The sequence below is a fragment of the Mycolicibacterium fluoranthenivorans genome (assembly GCF_011758805.1).
Classification (GTDB): domain Bacteria; phylum Actinomycetota; class Actinomycetes; order Mycobacteriales; family Mycobacteriaceae; genus Mycobacterium; species Mycobacterium fluoranthenivorans.
In genome coordinates, this window is sequence record NZ_JAANOW010000001.1 from 2296456 (window position 1) to 2312498 (window position 16043).

The 16043-nt window shown below is 67.0% G+C and carries 14 protein-coding genes; 2 read left to right on the forward strand and 12 right to left on the reverse strand.

Annotated elements, in window-relative coordinates; translation table 11 throughout:
- Positions 1-1269: a BamB-related PQQ repeat family beta-propellar protein gene (locus FHU31_RS11075; RefSeq protein WP_234901396.1), complete on the reverse strand. Its 1269-nt coding sequence runs from the start codon at positions 1267-1269 to the stop codon at positions 1-3.
- Between the two features lie 68 nt (positions 1270-1337).
- On the opposite strand from FHU31_RS11075, the gene FHU31_RS11080 reads away from it, so the two are divergent.
- On the forward strand, positions 1338-2075 hold the full coding sequence (locus FHU31_RS11080; RefSeq protein ID WP_167158237.1) for an acyltransferase: 738 nt from the start codon (positions 1338-1340) through the stop codon (positions 2073-2075).
- Between the two features lie 19 nt (positions 2076-2094).
- On the opposite strand, the gene lysA is transcribed toward FHU31_RS11080, so the two are convergent.
- Genes lysA through FHU31_RS11130 form a run of 10 tightly spaced genes read right to left on the reverse strand, consistent with a single transcriptional unit; the run spans position 2095 to position 13656 of the window.
- Complete coding sequence (gene lysA / locus FHU31_RS11085; RefSeq protein ID WP_263988031.1) at positions 2095-3363, reverse strand: diaminopimelate decarboxylase; 1269 nt, start codon at positions 3361-3363, stop codon at positions 2095-2097.
- Positions 3360-4112, reverse strand: coding sequence for a glucosamine-6-phosphate deaminase (locus FHU31_RS11090; RefSeq protein WP_167160912.1), 753 nt, complete (start codon positions 4110-4112; stop codon positions 3360-3362). Before FHU31_RS11090 ends, lysA begins: the two co-directional genes overlap by 4 nt.
- A 2-nt stretch (positions 4113-4114) precedes the next feature.
- Positions 4115-5551, reverse strand: a complete 1437-nt coding sequence (locus FHU31_RS32030; RefSeq protein WP_167158238.1) for a xylulokinase — start codon at positions 5549-5551, stop codon at positions 4115-4117.
- Positions 5548-6912 (reverse strand): aspartate aminotransferase family protein, encoded by a 1365-nt coding sequence (locus FHU31_RS11100; RefSeq protein ID WP_208410202.1) that lies wholly within the window; start codon positions 6910-6912, stop codon positions 5548-5550. The genes FHU31_RS32030 and FHU31_RS11100 overlap by 4 nt, the downstream gene beginning before the upstream one ends.
- Before the next feature lie 41 nt (positions 6913-6953).
- A complete protein-coding gene (locus tag FHU31_RS11105; RefSeq protein WP_167158243.1) occupies positions 6954-8144 on the reverse strand; it encodes a M20 family metallopeptidase in 1191 nt (396 codons plus the stop codon).
- Entirely contained in the window at positions 8128-9156 is a 1029-nt protein-coding gene (locus FHU31_RS11110; protein WP_167158245.1) for an ABC transporter ATP-binding protein, read from the reverse strand. Before FHU31_RS11110 ends, FHU31_RS11105 begins: the two co-directional genes overlap by 17 nt.
- A complete protein-coding gene (locus FHU31_RS11115) occupies positions 9153-10163 on the reverse strand; it encodes an ABC transporter ATP-binding protein (protein ID WP_167158247.1) in 1011 nt (336 codons plus the stop codon). The genes FHU31_RS11110 and FHU31_RS11115 overlap by 4 nt, the downstream gene beginning before the upstream one ends.
- Entirely contained in the window at positions 10160-11044 is an 885-nt protein-coding gene (locus tag FHU31_RS11120; RefSeq protein WP_167158249.1) for an ABC transporter permease, read from the reverse strand. The genes FHU31_RS11115 and FHU31_RS11120 overlap by 4 nt, the downstream gene beginning before the upstream one ends.
- Entirely contained in the window at positions 11041-12009 is a 969-nt protein-coding gene (locus FHU31_RS11125) for an ABC transporter permease (RefSeq protein ID WP_167158251.1), read from the reverse strand. The genes FHU31_RS11120 and FHU31_RS11125 overlap by 4 nt, the downstream gene beginning before the upstream one ends.
- Positions 12010-12024: 15 nt before the next feature.
- Positions 12025-13656 (reverse strand): ABC transporter substrate-binding protein, encoded by a 1632-nt coding sequence (locus FHU31_RS11130; protein WP_167158253.1) that lies wholly within the window; start codon positions 13654-13656, stop codon positions 12025-12027.
- A gap of 233 nt (positions 13657-13889) precedes the next feature.
- On the opposite strand from FHU31_RS11130, the gene FHU31_RS11135 reads away from it, so the two are divergent.
- Positions 13890-14720, forward strand: a complete 831-nt coding sequence (locus FHU31_RS11135) for a GntR family transcriptional regulator (RefSeq protein ID WP_167158255.1) — start codon at positions 13890-13892, stop codon at positions 14718-14720.
- Here the strand turns inward: FHU31_RS11135 and FHU31_RS11140 are convergent.
- On the reverse strand, positions 14717-15958 hold the full coding sequence (locus FHU31_RS11140) for a glycosyltransferase family 4 protein (protein ID WP_167158257.1): 1242 nt from the start codon (positions 15956-15958) through the stop codon (positions 14717-14719). The two genes, FHU31_RS11135 and FHU31_RS11140, sit on opposite strands and share 4 nt — an antisense overlap.
- Positions 15959-16043 lie beyond the last annotated feature (85 nt).

Below are 16043 nucleotides of genomic sequence, written 5' to 3' on the forward strand. Positions count from 1 at the left end.
TCAGGCGGGCGCGAATCCGTACACCTGACCATCGCTGGTCGCCGTGATCACGCGACGGTCGTGGCCCACCGATACCCCGACCGGCCAACCGGTGGCCTCCGGCAGGGGATAACGGTTGAGGGTGTGTCCGTCGGCGGGGTCGAAGGCCAGCAGTGCCTGGCCGTTCGCCCCGTCCCGGGTGACGGTGTACGCCACGTGCTCGCCGGCCTGGCTCGAGGTGGACAGTGGTTCGACGTCCGAATGCGACCAGGCGATCTTGCCGTCGGGGGTGACGCCGACGAGTGCGGCGCCCGGCCCGCCGCCGGACACGATGACACCCTGGGGTGACACCGACGGCGGTGTCTGCGGCTGATAGTCCAGTGGCACCGACCATTTCGGCTTACCGTCGGCGGTGTTCACCGCCCACAGCCTGCGGTCGCGGCCGTTGACGTAGGCGGTGCTGCCGTCGGCCGAGAGCACTGGGCCGGCGATCGGGCCGCCACCGACCGCGGTGCTCGTCCATTCCCGGGTCAACATGGGCGTGCGATCCGGCCGGTAGCGCAGTCCCACCAGAACCGGGGCGGCCGCGTTCGGCTCCCACAGGGTGGTCACCACGATGTCGGTGGCTGCCGAGAACGCGGGCGCCGCCGCCACCGGGCAGCCGCTGCGGCCCTGCGGGCAGTCCTGCAGGCCCCGTTGCGCATCGGTGGGGTCGACACCCTCCACGAGGTCCAGGGGTGTGCCGATGACGGTGCCGCGGTGCGCGTCGAAGACCAGCACCTGCCCCAGGTGGGTGATCACCAGCAGTTGGCCGGGGTCGAGCAGTCGCGGGGTGGTCGGCATCCCGATGACCGGCTGACGCCAGCGGATCCACTGCGTCGGGGGGAAGGACATGATGGCGCCGGGCTGGCCGATGTAAAGGTTGTCGAATCCGTCAATCAGCGGGCTGGACATCCCACCGCCCTGCCACAGCCGGGTGCACCACCGCTGGCGGCCGTTGTTGTCGCTCTCCCACAGCATCAGCGAGCAGCCGTCGGCGGTCTGCGCGTTGGCGGCCAGGTAACCGCCCGCGCCGAGCGCCACCTGGGCGCCGAGTCGGCCCTTGACCGATCGGCTCCACTCCAAGGTGAGGGTGTTCGCACCGTCGACCGGGGTGTAGCTGCTGTTGGCGGAGTCGGCGTACTGGGCCGACCAGCCCTGCGCGGCATGAGCCTCCACCCAGGTGTCGGTGTTTCCGCAGGCAGTCGCGGTCAGTACCGTGATCCCCAGCATGGCGGCAAGCCGGCGCATCGTCGTCGTGGAAGCAGGCATCGAGGTCCGAGACTAGTCTGTGTCACCCTCGGATAGGCTGACCGGCCATGACGACGATGTGGGGCGCCCCCCTTCACAAGAGGTGGCGCGGTTCGCGGCTGCGTGATCCGCGTCAGGCGCGATTTCTGACCGCCGACTCGCTGCGCTGGGTGCTGAAGAACAAGGCCTACACCCCGTGGTACCTGGTGCGGTACTTCCGGCTGCTGAAGTTCAAGCTGGCCAACCCGCACATCATCACCCGCGGCATGGTGTTCCTGGGCAAGGGTGTGGAGATTCAAGCGACCCCGGAACTCGCCACGATGGAGATCGGCCGGTGGGTGCACATCGGGGACAAGAACACCATCCGGTGTCACGAGGGGTCGCTGCGCATCGGCGACAAGGTGGTGCTGGGCCGCGACAACGTCATCAACACCTATCTCGATATCGAACTGGGCGACTCCGTGCTGATGGCCGACTGGTGCTACGTCTGCGATTTCGACCACAAGATGGACAGCCTGGAGCTGCCGATCAAAGACCAGGGCATCATCAAGAGCCCCCTGCGGATCGGACCGGACACCTGGGTCGCCACGAAGGTGACCATCCTGCGTGGCACATCGATCGGCCGGGGTTGTGTGCTCGGTGCGCACGCGGTGGTCAAGGGTGATATCCCGGACTTCTCCATCGCGGTCGGTGCGCCCGCCAAGGTGGTCAAGAACCGCAAGGTGGCCTGGGACGCCTCGGCCGCCGACCGTGCCGCGCTGGCCGCGGCGCTGGCCGATATCGAGCGCAAGAAAGCCGCCCGCTGACGACGCCGGAAGGCGGGCGTCACACATCGCGGGCGAGCAAGTCCGTCCAGGTATCGCGACGGACCACCAGCCGCGCGGTGCCGCCGGTGACGAAGACCACCGGGATGCGCCGGGCCCCGTTGTACTGGTTGGACATCGTGTAGCAATAGGCCCCGGTCACCGGCACCGCCAGCAGATCTCCCACCGCGGGCCGTGCCAGTGGCACGCCGTCGATGAGCTGGTCGCCCGATTCGCAGTGCCGCCCGACCAGGCTGACCGGCGCGCCCCCGCCGACCCGGTCGACGATGGTGGCTTCGAACCGCTGCCGGTAGAGCGACACCTCGAGGTTGTCACCCATCCCACCGTCGACGGCGACGTGCGTGACGACGCCGTGTTTGACGGTGACCACGCGGTACAGCGTGCACGCCGCCGCCGCCACCATGCTGCGACCGGGTTCGACGATGATGCGACTACCCGGGGGGAGCAATGCCCGGGCCGCGGCCACCATCGCCTCGGCATACTCGCCCACGGTGGGCGGGGCTTCGTCGTAGGTGTAGCGCACGCCCAGCCCACCACCCAGGTCGTAGACATCGAAGGTGCCGAGCGCGGCCAGCGGTGCGACGGCGGCCGCCAGCTGGTCGACGTTGAGCAGCTGGGACCCGACGTGAGTGTGGAGTCCGTCGCAACGCAGCACGGCGCTGCGTTCGATCCTTCTGATGGCGGTGCGGGCATCGCCGGGGGACAAGCCGAACTTGGAGCCGCTGTGGCCCGTGGCGACGGAGGCGTGGGTATCCGCGGTGACCCCGGGTATCACCCGGACCAGGCAGGCTTGCACTCGCCCGGGCGGCACGAGGCGCTCCAACCGGTCGATATCGTCGAAATTGTCGACCACCACCAAGCCGACTCCGTGGCCGATGGCCAACTCGAGTTCCTCGTCGGTCTTGGCGTTGCCGTGCAATACCATCCGGGACGGATCTGCTCCCGCCGCGACGGCGGTGACGATCTCACCGCCTCCCGCGACGTCCAGGTGCAACCCTTCCTCGGTCATCAGTCGCTGAATTGCGGTGCAGGGAAACGACTTCGATGCGAACGCCACATCTGATCGGGGCCAGCGGCTGCGGAACTCCTGCAGATAGTCGCGGGCCCGCCGGCGCAGCGCGGATTCGTCCACCACCATGGTCGGCGTCCCGAATTCGGCGGCGATATCGTCGAGCCGGCAGCCTCCCACCATGATCATGCCGTCCTCATCGAGCTGGGTGTCGGCCGGAAAGAGCTGGAGAATCTCTGGCGCCGTGCTGGTTTCGTTCACCGGTGTTCTCCTCGGAGTGAAAGGCCGGCGGCCGCGGCCCGGTCGGCGATCACGGTCACGGCGGGGTGCCGCTGCAGCATCGAAGCCGGTACGTGCGGGTCGATCGGACCGGAAACGGCGGCTGTCAGGGCCGCCGACTTGGCCGTACCTGCGGCCAGCAGGACGATGGACCGGGCCCGCGAGATGGTGCCCAGACCCTGGGTGATCGCGCGGTGCGGGACATCGGCCACAGTGCCGAAGAAGCGGGCATTGTCCTGGCGGGTCTGCTCCGACAGCTGCACGACTCGGGTACCCGACTCCCATGCCGAGCCGGGCTCGTTGAAGGCCAGGTGTCCGTTGCTGCCGATCCCGGCGATCTGCACGTCCACACCGCCGAGCGCCTCGATCCGGGTGTCGAGGTTCGCCGCTTCGAGGTCGGGGTCGGGGGCCAGTCCGTCGGCTATCACGATGTTCTCCGTCCCGATCCCCAGCGGCGCGGCCACCAGTGTGCGGACATAGGTTGCGTAGCTGTCCGGATCGTCGGGGCCGAGCCCGACGTACTCGTCGAGCGCGATGAGAAGCGCTGTGCGCAAGTCGATTTGTCCGCACGCGTGCCGACGGGCCAACTCACGATACAGCGGGATCGGGGTGTCGCCGGTGGCGACGCCGAGTCGCGGGCGATGAGCGGGCAGCCGGCGCAGAACCGCGTCGGCTGCCGCGGCACCGAACTGATCCGTATCGACCACCAGCAGCCGCAAGGATGCAGACATCGTCACGGGCCGACCTTCCCGACGGCCACCCGCAGCGCGTCGTGCCGGTCGGCGGTCGCCGCCCACCAGTCGGCCTGCGCACCTCGCGGTGTCATCCGGTGAAACTGTGGTCGATGGACGATCTCCTGGCCCAGGCTGTTCGCCGCGAACAGGGCCGCACCGATCGCCGAATGGTCGCGGCTGACACGGTCGACGAGCACCTCGCGTCCGGTGGCGTCGGCGAGGTCCTGCCACAACAGCGGATGTGCGGCCGCGCCGCCGCCCAGCAGTACCGGGCCCCGTCGTTCGGTGGCCGCTTCCGCGATCGCGACGGCACGGCGCAGCTCGACCACCACACCGGTGAGCAGGGCCCGCCCCACATGGCCGGCGTGCATGGACAGATCCAGCCCGTGCAGGGTCCCGGTCAGATCCGGATCCCACAGTGCGCCTTGCTCGCCCGGGGTGAGGTAGGGCAGGAAGATCGGTGCGCAGTGGTGCGGGACGTCGGCCGCTGCGGTCAGTAACTCGGTGGGCCCCGGCAGGCCGACCAGGCGGGCGATACCACCGAAGGCGGCGCCGACGGCGAGGATGTCCATCTCCAGACCCCAGCCCGGGCCGGCGAGCGGGGTGACCAGATACCGGTGTTGGGGATCGCGGACCGCGGTGTCACAGATGCCCATGACGACAGCGCTGGTCCCGGCGATCACGGCGACATCACCGTGGCGGTTGGCGCCGATGCCGAGCGCGCCCAGCACGGAATCGGCGGCGCCGAGCACCACCGGCACCGTACCGCTCAGCCCGAATGCCGCTCGCCAGTCCGATGACAGTGGTGCCGAGGTGGACGCCGGCGCCACCGCGGGTAGCCCCGGGACAGCCGACACCGCAACCATTTCGGCATCCCACGCACCATCGTCGAGGTTGAACACCCCGGTACCGGCGGCCGTGCTCGGATCGGTCAGCAGCTCACCGGTGAGGCGGGCGAACAACACGTCCTTGGCCGCGGCCGCCAGAACTCCGCCGCGGCCGAGCCGTTCCAGACGCCGGTGCATGGGGATCAGATACCGGCCGTCCACCCGCTGGCCGGTCACCTGATAGAGGTGTTCGTCGCCGAGTGCGTCCCGCAACCGCGCGGCATCGGGTTCGGCTCGGCCGTCCTCCCAGGTGACTGCCGGTCCGGTCGGGTGACCGGCACCGTCGAGAGCCACCAGCGTCGGCAACATCGCCGACAACCCGATGCCGGCCCACCGCGACGGTGCCACGGCTTCGGCGACCTCGCCCAGCGCTACTTCCAGCGCATCCCACCAATCCTGTGGATTCTGCTCTGCGGCCAGAGGTTCGGGATGGTGGGTGGGGTAGCCGCGCCGCGCGGTGGCATGCACGGCCCCGTCGGGTCCGACAGCCACGACCTTCAGCGCGGACGTGCCCAGGTCGACGCCGAGGTACGCACGGTCGACGGTCACGGCGTACGCGCGGGCTGCCGGCCGGCTGCCACCACGGACAACGCATCGGCGGCGGCGTTCAGCGTCTCGTCGATATCACGGTCGTCGTGTACCAGCGAGACGAACAGATTCTCGAACTGCAACGGGTGGAACAACACTCCGCGTACCACCATCTCTTGATACCACCGGGTGAACAACGCCTCGTCGGCCTGGGCCGCCGCGTCTCGCCAGTTGCGGATGGGACCATCGGCGAACCAGAGCTGGAAGACAGTGCCCAGCCCCTCGACGTAGGCATCCAGACCTCGTTCGGTCGCCAGCGACGAGAGCCCTTCGGCCAGCCGGTAACCAAGCGCACGCTGCCGTTCATAGAGTCCCGGTTCGGCGAGCACATCCATGGTGGCCGACACCGCAGCGCACTGTACGACGTTGGCGTTGTAGGTGCCCGAGTGCGAATACTGCCCGGACGCGACGAGCGCCATGGCTTCGGTGGTACCGCCGACGGCCGCGACCGGGAACCCCCCACCGAGACCTTTGGCCAGCGTCGTCAGATCCGGCAGCACGCCGAACCACTCCTGGGCCCCGCCGCGGGCGAAGCGGAAACCGGTGATCACCTCATCGAAGATGAGCAGCGCGCCGTGCTTGCGAGTCTCGCTGCGCAGCAGCTCGAGATAGCCGGGTTCAGGCAGGATGCAGCCGGTGTTGAACACTGCCGGCTCGGTGAGCACGGCTGCCACCTCGTCACCGCGACGGTCCATCAACTCGACGAAACTCTCCGGATCGTTCCACGTCAACACCTCCAGGGTGCTCTCCAGCTCGGCGGGCACTCCCGGTCCCATGGCCACCGGCCTCGGGTGATCGGCCGGACCCGCCAGATCGACGTCGACGTGATTCGACCAGTACACGGTGTCCTGCCAGCCGTGGTAATGCCCTTCGAACCGGACGACCAACCGCCGACCGGTGGTGGCCCGCGCCAATCGGACGGCCGTGCCGACCGCCTCGGAACCGGAGTTCGTGAATCGCACCTGTTCGATTCCCGGTACCGCGGCGACGACCTTCTCGGCGGCGGTGATCTCCAGTTCATAGGGCAGCCCGAAGCAGGTGCCCAGATCCGCGATCGCCTGCTGTACCGCCGTGGTCACCACGGGATGACGATGGCCGAGGATCATCGGTCCGAGTCCGAGCAGATAGTCGATATAGGTATTCCCGTCGACATCGACCAGACGTGAGCCGGTGCCCTCGGCCATGAAGATCGGGTAGGGATTCCATCCGTTGCGTGGCAATCGGGCCGTCGACCCGGCCCCGCCGGGAATGGTCAGTTTGGCCCGCTCGAACAGGGCACGGGTGTTCGGCGTACGCGAAGCGAACGCCTCGTCGAATGACATTGGTATTCCTTGATTCTGTGTGATGGGGCGGTAGAGGGGCATCAGGGATGAGGTGTGGCGGGCACCGGCGCACCGAGCAGGGTCACCACCGTGCGGCGCAGGATCTCGGCGGTGGCAACGACATCCGGGATCGAGACCCACTCCTCGGCGGCGTGATAGTTCCCGCCTTCCGGGCCGAACAAGACGGTGGGGATGCCCGCGCTCTGCAGCAGCGCGGCGTCGGTCCAGGCGTTGAGCCCCGAAATCTGTGCCCGGGTCCCGTTGACCGCTTCGGTGGCGTCGGCAAGAGCGGTCAGCAGCGCGTCGTTGCCGGCGCCGGTGAACGGTTCGCGGTCCAGCCGCACCCTGACCTCACCCCGGAATCGCGGCTCGGATTCCGCGATCTCGGCGAAGATGGCTTCGATCTCGGACACCCGGTCGGCCAGTGTTTCGCCGGGCTGCGTGCCGATCTCGATACCCAGCACCACTTCGGCGGGGTACGTGGCGTAATCGGTTCCGCCGTGGATGGTTCCGGTGTGAAACACCGTGCGGCCGTTCCGCGGGTCGGGATTGGGCTTCCAGCGGGTCTCGTCGAGTTGGTGCAGCCGGGTGATGACCTCGGCCATGTGCACGATGGCATCCACCCCCTTGTCCGGGGCAGACCCGTGCGCCGGCTTGCCGAACACCACGATGTCGATCCAGCCGAAGCCCTGGTGTTCCCCGAAGATCTGGTGTGAGCCGTCGGGTTCCAACTCGATCGCCAGGTCGATCTCGTCGGCGTGGTGCGCGACGAGATGTTCGGTGCCGATACTGATTCCCTCCTCGTCGATCGCCAGCGCCACCAGGACGTTGCCGGCCAGCGGTACACCCGAGCGCACGAGGTCGGCGGCGGCGAGCATGGCGGCCGCGCACCCACCCTTGTCATCGGCGACGCCCACGCCGATCATTCGGTCACCTTCGATGACCGGTGTGAGGGCGCGGTCGGACCAGGACGCGTAGCCGACGGTATCGCTGTGCGCGGTCAGGCAGATCGTCGGTCCGGGAGCGCTGCCGCGCAGCCAGGCCAGCACATTGGGCCGGCCGGGTTCGACCTCTTCGAGGGTGACCTCCAGCCCGGCGGCGGTGAGCCAGTCCTGCATGAATCGCGCGACCTCGCCCTCACCGGCGCCACCGGGGATGAGCCACGGTGTCACCGAGTCGATCCGGACCAGACTGTCGAGCAGTGCGATCGTCTCTTCACGGCTGACGGTCATCTGAGCTTCTCCTTCGGGTTGGATGAACTGTGGTGTCCCAGAAGTGGCACGCCACGGTGTGTTCGGCACTGATCGAATGCAATGCCGGGGGCTCGGTGGTGCAGCGCTGCGGAGCGCCGAGTGCCGCAAACAGCGGACAACGCGGCGCGAAGCGGCAGCCGGCGAATCGGGTGGTGGGGTTGGGCGGCTCGCCCGTGAGCAGCGCGCGGGGACGGTGGCGACTGCCGGGCTTGGGCATCACGTCGACCAGTGCCCGCGTATAGGGGTGCGCTGGGTGGTCGATGACCTGTGCCGCCACCCCTTCCTCGACGACACGACCCAGATAGAGCACCGCCACCCGATCGGCGAAGACGCCGGCCAATGCGAGGTCGTGGGTGATGAACAACGTGGCGATACCGAGGCGCTCGCGCAGATCCAGTAGCACCCGCAAGATCCCGGCGCGCAACGACACATCGAGCATGGATACCGGCTCGTCGGCGATGAGCAGTCGCGGCTCGATGGCCACCGCCGCGGCGATGGCCACCCGCTGTCGTTGGCCACCGGAGAGTTCGAACATCCGCCGCCCCGAAATCGCCTCGGGCAGACCGCACGAGGCAAGGGCTGCGACCGCCGCAGCGCGGCGATCGGCACTGTTCAGGTGGCGATGGTGGATGGCCACCCCCTCCGTGACCACGTCGAGCGCGGTGGCGTTGGTGGGCAGGCTCTCGAACGGGTCCTGGAAGATCATCTGGAAGTCGCGGCGCATGGTGCGCAACTGCCGGCCACCCAGATGGGTGATGTCGACCCCTCCGATCTCGATCGATCCCGAGGTCGCATCCTGTAACCGCATGACCGTCCGCGCGATGGTGGTCTTACCGCAGCCCGATTCGCCGACAAGCGCCAGGATTTCGCCTTTGTGGATGGTGAGGCTCACGCCGTCGACGGCGCGGGCGAGCATCCGTTTGCGACCGTGCCGGATAGGGAAATGCACATGCAGGTCCGAGATCTCGGCGATGGCTCGTTGTTCGGTCATCGGGCCACCCCCAACGTGAGCCCTCCGTGAGCCGGTATCCGATGGCAGGCGGTGAGGTGCGCGGCGTCACCGTCCACCAGTCGCAGTCCCGGGTCTTCGGTGGCGCACTCGGGCAGCGCCACCTCGCACCGATCGTGGAACCGGCATCCGTCCGGTGGATGGACGAGATCAGGCGGACTGCCGGGAATTCCGTTGATCGAGGTGGTTCCCGTTCCCGCTCGGGGAAAGCAGTCCAACAACTTTCGGGTGTACGGGTGGGCCGGGTCCGCCGAACCGGTGTCGCTGAACATGCGTTCGGCTCGACCGCTTTCGACGATGCGCCCGGCGTACATCACTGCGGCCCGGTCGCACAGCTCGCCCAGCACCATCAGATCGTGGGAGATCACCAGCATGGCCAGGTCGAGTTCGTCGGCCAGTCGCCGGATGAGAGCCAGGATCTGTGCTTGGGTCATGACATCGAGCGCGGTGGTGGGTTCGTCTGCGATCACCAGTTCGGGCTCGCAGGCCAGCGCCATGGCGATCATGGCCCGCTGCTTCATGCCGCCGGAGAACTGATGCGGATAATCGGCGGCGCGGCCCGGCGTGATGCCCACTTGGCCGAGCAGGTCTGCGACACGCGCCCTGATCTGGCGCCTCCCGACGCCGGGCCGATGGGTGCGGATGGCCTCGCCGATCTGCGCACCTATCGGCATGACCGGGTTGAAGCCGTTCATCGCGCCCTGGAACACCATCGACAGCCGGCTCCAGCGCATATTGCGCAAGTGCTCGTCGTCAGCGGTCAGTACGTCGGTGTCGCCGAGGACCATACGGTCGGCGCTGACCTGGACGCTCGGCGGTAACAGCCGGGTGACCGCGAGTGCCAAGGTACTTTTGCCGCAGCCAGATTCACCGGCGAGTCCGACCACCTCCCCGGAGTCGATGTCGAGGTCGACGCCGTCGACGGCATGCACATCGCCGCTATCGGACGGGTAGGTGACCGACAGGTTTCGGATCTGGAGCAGGTTCATGAGGTCGCCGCCAGTTTCGGGTTGAGGATGTGTTCGAGGGCCTGCCCGATCAGCGAAAAGGCCAGCACGACGGCGACGATGCCGATACCGGGTGGCAGGAAATACCACCAGTACCCGTTACCGACCGCGCCGGAGACGAAGGCGTTGTGCAGGATCTGGCCCCATGATGTGCGCGACGGGTCGCCGAGCCCCAGGAATGACAACGTCGCCTCGGCAAGGATGGATCCGGCGATCACCAGGACGGCATTGGCGATCACCAATGCCAGTACGCCGGGCAGGATCAACTTCCACAGCACACCCGACGACGACAATCCCACCGTGCGGGCCCGGGCCACCACTTCGCGTTCCCGTAGCTCGAGCGTCTGTGAGCGGACGATGCGGGCCGTCGTGGGCCAGCTGGTGACGGCGATGACCAGCACGATCATCGGAAGGCTTTGCCCCACCATGGCGCCGAGGGCGATCATCAGCGGCAGGTTCGGTAACACCAGGAAGAAGTCGGTGATCCGCATCAAGATGGCATCGACGACACCGGTGAACCACCCGGCGAGAATTCCGACGACGGTCCCGATGAGGACGGTGACCAGGGTGGCGATCACGCCGATCTGCAGCGAGATCGGAGCGCCCGCGAGCACCTGGCGCAGGACGTCGCGACCCAGCTCATCGGTGCCCAAGAGATGGGTGGTGCTGGGGGCCTGCAGGATTCCGGTGCGGGACTGCGCGACCGCAGCACGGTCATACGGGGCCAGCACGGGACCGACGACGGCGATGACGATCACCGCGGCGGCCAGCACCAGGCCGATGCGGCCGAGCGCGTCGTGCCACAGTCGCGCCGGTAGGTTGCGCCAGCCAGATCCGGTGGTCGAGGGTTTCTTCTCGGTCATGTCAGCCGTACTCTCGGGTCCAATGCGCGATAGAGGACATCGCTGCCGAAGTTGGCCAGCACCACGACGACGGCGAAGATCAGGAAGCATGCCTCCATCACCGGGTAGTCGCGGCGCACCACGGACAGATAGATCAACTGCCCCATCCCCGGCCAGGAAAACACCGTCTCGACCTGGATCGTGCCGCCGACCGTGGCGCTGGCGTACAGGGTGGTCGCCGTGACGACCGGTAGCAGGGCATTGCGCACACCGTGCCGCCACAAGACCCGCCGCGGATGCAACCCCTTGGCTCGGGCGGTGGTCATGAAATCCTCCGACAGCGTGCTCACCAGTGAACTGCGGGTGATGAGTACGAACTGGGCGATGTCCACCAGCACCATCGCGGTGGTCGGAAGGACCAAATGCCGTGCCAGGTCCGAGATCCGGGTCACAAAGGTGGGATAGATCGCGTCGGCGGTGTACATGCCGGCGATGGGCAGCCAGTTCAGTGCGACCGCGAACACGAAGATGAGCAACATGCCGATCCAGAACGTGGGCAGGCTCCAGAACACCAGTGACCCCACGACAAGCCCACGGTCGGCTCGGGTGCCCCGACGGGATGCGGCGAACACACCGATCAACACACCGAGCGCGATCACCAGGACGGTCGACACCGTCACCAGGATCACGGTGTTCACCAGCGCGTCGGCCACGATCGGGCCGACCGGGGCTGAATACGAGAAGGAGTATCCGAAGTCACCGTGCAGCAGGTGCGACACGTAGGTGGCGAACTGATCGATCAGCGGTCGGTCGAGCCCGTAGTACGTCCGCAGCCGGGCCACGGCAGCGGCATCGAGGTGCTGGCCCCGGGCGATATGGGTCACCGGGTCACCGGGCATCAAATGGAAGATGAGGAAGTTGGTCGTCAGCACAGCTCCGAGAGTGAGGAAGAGGTAGACGAATTTCGTTGCGAGATAACGCACCATCGCGTCGTGGCTACCTCAGGCGGGTTTCACGTCGAGGTAATTGGCCCTGGAGAAGTTCAACACCATGCCGCCCTTCATCGGTTCCCATCCGGTCCAGGTGTCGGTCCGGGTCCCGGTGAGCTTCTTCTGGTACCACATCACGATGTACGGACACGCCGCGTAGTGGATGGCCTGCATCTCCTGGACGAGCTTGACCCGGGCCGGTCGGTCCGTCGTGGTGTTCTGCCGGGCATAGAGATCGTCGTAGCGCGGGTCGGTCCAGAACGTGTCGTTGTTACCGCCGATCTGATCGGTGGTGGCAAGGCCGAGTAGATACGAGGGGTCGTACAGTCCGGAGTCCCAGCCCCACACCATGATGTCCCAGTCCGGGGCGTCGGTGTTGTACACCGTGGCCCCCATGCTGTCGGCATCGGTGGTCGACGGCTTGAGCCGGACTCCGATCGCCTTGGCGGCGGTGGTGAACAGTTCGGCCGCTTTGACGTCCACGGCCGTATCGGCTATCGACAGGATGCGAAACTCCAGGGGCGCACCATCTTTGGATTCCCGGATACCGTCGCCGTTGCGATCGGTGTATCCGGCCTCATCCAGCAGCTTGCGTGCCTTGTCCGGGTTGTTGTCCAGTACGGCCTCGGCGCCTGGGCTGTAGTGGAAATCGCCGAATGCGGGCGGTAACAGGTCGGTGCCCGGCTCGCCGTACCCCGACAGGGCGAGTTCAACGAGTTGTCGACGACTGACCGCACACGACAGTGCTTGCCGGATGGTCTGGTCGCGCAGCAACGGGTTGCCTTTCGATCCCGGCGCAGCCGAGCAGTTGAACCCGATCATGTGGAATGAGAATGCCTCCATCTCAGTGCTTTTGACGTTCGAGGCGTCTTTCAAGCCGGTGTAGATGGTCGGGGGCACCTCGGCGACGATGTCGACATCGCCGGTGCGCAGCGCTTGTGTGACGATATCGTCGCTGCCGTACTTGGTCCAGGTCACCTTTTCAGCCGCGGGTTTGGGACCCCACCAGGCGTCGTTGCGGGCAACCGTGGCCACGCTGCCCTTGTTCCATGACACGTAGGTGAACGGTCCGGTACCGACCGGCTTTTCGTTGGCGAACTTCGGCAGGTCGTCTTTGGAAACGCCCTCCCACACATGTTTGGGGGCGATCGGGATGATGATGCCTGGCTCCAGGACTTGTGGCTCGGAGTAGGTGAGCCGCACCTGGGTGCCGCTCACCTTGGTCACGTCGACGAGGTTCTTGAGGTAGGCGCCGTAGGTCCCGTAGTCGTTGTCGCGCACCATCAGGAAGGTGAACACGACGTCGTCGGCGGTGAAATCCTTGCCGTCGTGCCAGGTGACGCCCGAGCGCAGCGTGTAGGTGAAGGTGCGGTCACCGTCGGTCTTCTGCACATTGGTGGCCAGCGACGGGACGATATTCAGCTGCGCGTCGTAGGTCATCAGCTTGTCGTAGACCAGCTGCAGGACGTCATCGGATTGGGTCGAGTCGGCAGTGAACGGGTTGAGCGAATCGATGTCGGTGGTGGACCCGACCCGGAGCACCGTGCGGGTGGCGGTTTGCGGGGCGCAACCAGCCAATGCGGCGGCGCCTCCCAGCGCGGCTGCCACCACCGCCGAGGTCCGCAGGAACTTGCGTCGATCCATAGCGTGCATCGCTCGAGTTCTCCTTCGTCTGCTCCAGGTGCAGAGGCAACTGTGTATACACAGTATTTTGAGTATCAATGTGATCGGGCGATTTCGTGAGTGTTTCGTTGACATCTCATCTTCTTGGGAAGGAATCGCCACTAAAACCGCATATCTGGGAGCTCATACGCATGCTGCATAGTTAGTATGCTCTGATCAGCACAGTGACGCGCGCGCGATCAGGAGGGGGGCGGATGGCGACACCGCGAAGGGCCGGCCCGGCTGGAGGTGACCGGAAGCTGCGATACCAGCAGGTTCAGGAGTTGGTGCTGACCATCATGGCGGAGCGGGATCTCCGTCCCGGCGATCGTCTGCCGTCCACCACAGAACTCGCCGATATCGCCGACGTCAGCACCATCTCGGTGCGCCGGGCCCTTGATGAGCTGGAGCGGGCCGGCCGGATCAAACGGCACCAGGGGCTGGGGACCTTCGTCGCCGAGCCCCGTATTGCCGCCGACCCGACCCGGCCGGGGGAGTTGTTACAGACCCTGACCGACAATCAGGGGCGAGCGCCGTCGATGTCCACTTCCCTGATCGCCATATCGGTCGGGCTTCCCAGTGCGACGATCGCCGCCGCGCTGGGCGTGGATGCCGGTCAGCCGGTATGGGAGATCTGGCGCCGGCGCGACATCGGCGTCGGGACGATCGCCGACCGGATCCTCGAACGGGCCGTGCTGCCGTTGAGCAGGGTGCCCGCGATCGACCGGGAATGGTTGGCCGGCGGCCAGTCGCTGTACCGCTTTCTGCAGGAACGGTATGGGTTCACAGATGAGTACACCGAGCAGGCGTTCGAGGTCGACAGTCCCAGTGGCTGGGAGGCCGAACAGTTGGAGCTAGAGCCTGGTGAGCCGATGGTGCGCATTCGCGGTGTCAGCTTCGATGCGTCCGGACAGGCCTTCGACTGTTTCGAACAGTGTTATCGCGCAACGAAGTTCACCTTCTACACGGCCGGCCAGACCCGGCGCCGAATACTCGGTCCGTCAGAACTGTGCAACTGGTCGGTCGCGCCCCTGGGTGCTCCCTAGCGATCCGGCAGCGCGTGCTCGACGATCGGCCGGCGCGGAAGTGGTTCGCGTTCACCGCGTTTGGCGGCGAGGTAGACCTGGGCGGTCTCGGCCGCGACGGTGTGCCAGTCGAAGTCGTGGTTGAGCCGCTCCCGCGCGGCGACGGCACGCCGCTGCGCGGCGGCGGGATCGTCGAGCACGGTGCGCACCGCTGTCGCCAGGGCGGCGACATCGTGCGGCGGGAAGGACACCCCGGTCTCGCCGTCGATGACGGCCTCGCCGAGGCCACCCACGTTGGAGGTGACCAACGGCGTCCCGGTGGCGGCGGCTTCCAGCGCCACGATGCCGAACGGCTCGTAGTGACTGGGCAATACGGCCGCGTCGACGGTGTGCAGCAGCTGCACCAGCTCGGCGTGGTCCAGGCGTCCGACGAAGTCGACCGCTTTGAGCACCTTGTGCTTACGCGCCTGCTCGCCGAGCCAGTCCCGCTGGGTGCCGTCGCCGGCGACGATCAGCCTGGTGCCCGGGTGCGTGCGCCGGATCCGGGGGAGTGCGGCGATCGCGTCCTGCACCCCCTTCTCGTACTCCAGCCGTCCCAGGAACAGCAGCCGGGCCGGCCCGTCGTGAACGGTGCGTCGCGCGAACGGCCATGCGGCCGAATCGATCCCGTTGCGGATGACATGCGTTTCGGCGAGGCCGGGACCGAACAGTTCGACGATCTCGTCGCCCATGGACGCCGAACAGGTGATCAGCGAATCGGATTCGCGCACCAGCCAGGACTCGGCCGCGTGCACCTGCCGGCTGATCGCGCCCGACACCCAGCCGGAGTGGCGGCCGGCTTCGGTCGCATGGATGGTGGAAACCAAAGGCACATCGAAGAATTCGGCTAAGGCGATGGCGGGGTGAGCGACCAGCCAATCATGGGCGTGCACGACGTCGGGGTACCAGGCGCGTTCACCCCGAGCGCCGAAGGCCAGCCCGGCGCGGGTCATGGAGTGGCCCATGGCCAGTACCCAGGCCATCATGTCCGTACCGAAATCGAATTCGTGCGGGTCCTCCGCGGCGGCGACCACGCGCACGCCCTCGCACATCTCGTCGGTGGACGGATGGGTACTCGGATCGGTACCGGTGGGCCGTCGGCACAGCACGACGACCTCATGGCCGGCTTCGGCCAGGGCGGTGGCGAGGTGGTGTACGTGCCGGCCGAGTCCGCCGACCACCACCGGCGGGTACTCCCAGGACACCATCAGGATCTTCATCGGTGCTCTCTGCTCTTCGCGCAAGCGCTCATCGGTGCCTTACTGCTCTTCGCGCAAGCGCTCATCGGTGCCTTACTGCTCTTCG

Excerpts from the sequence above, each read along its gene's own strand:
- FHU31_RS11140 (WP_167158257.1), bottom strand. The coding sequence starts at position 15,958 with ATGAAGATCCTGATGGTGTCCTGGGAGTACCCGCCGGTGGTGGTCGGC.
- FHU31_RS11135 (WP_167158255.1), top strand. The coding sequence starts at position 13,890 with ATGGCGACACCGCGAAGGGCCGGCCCGGCTGGAGGTGACCGGAAGCTG.
- FHU31_RS11120 (WP_167158249.1), bottom strand. The coding sequence starts at position 11,044 with ATGACCGAGAAGAAACCCTCGACCACCGGATCTGGCTGGCGCAACCTA.
- FHU31_RS11090 (WP_167160912.1), bottom strand. The coding sequence starts at position 4,112 with ATGTCTGCATCCTTGCGGCTGCTGGTGGTCGATACGGATCAGTTCGGT.
- FHU31_RS11115 (WP_167158247.1), bottom strand. The coding sequence starts at position 10,163 with ATGAACCTGCTCCAGATCCGAAACCTGTCGGTCACCTACCCGTCCGAT.
- FHU31_RS11105 (WP_167158243.1), bottom strand. The coding sequence starts at position 8,144 with ATGACCGTCAGCCGTGAAGAGACGATCGCACTGCTCGACAGTCTGGTC.
- FHU31_RS11110 (WP_167158245.1), bottom strand. The coding sequence starts at position 9,156 with ATGACCGAACAACGAGCCATCGCCGAGATCTCGGACCTGCATGTGCAT.
- FHU31_RS11130 (WP_167158253.1), bottom strand. The coding sequence starts at position 13,656 with ATGGATCGACGCAAGTTCCTGCGGACCTCGGCGGTGGTGGCAGCCGCG.
- FHU31_RS11080 (WP_167158237.1), top strand. The coding sequence starts at position 1,338 with ATGACGACGATGTGGGGCGCCCCCCTTCACAAGAGGTGGCGCGGTTCG.
- FHU31_RS11100 (WP_208410202.1), bottom strand. The coding sequence starts at position 6,912 with ATGTCATTCGACGAGGCGTTCGCTTCGCGTACGCCGAACACCCGTGCC.
- FHU31_RS11075 (WP_234901396.1), bottom strand. The coding sequence starts at position 1,269 with ATGCGCCGGCTTGCCGCCATGCTGGGGATCACGGTACTGACCGCGACT.
- FHU31_RS11125 (WP_167158251.1), bottom strand. The coding sequence starts at position 12,009 with ATGGTGCGTTATCTCGCAACGAAATTCGTCTACCTCTTCCTCACTCTC.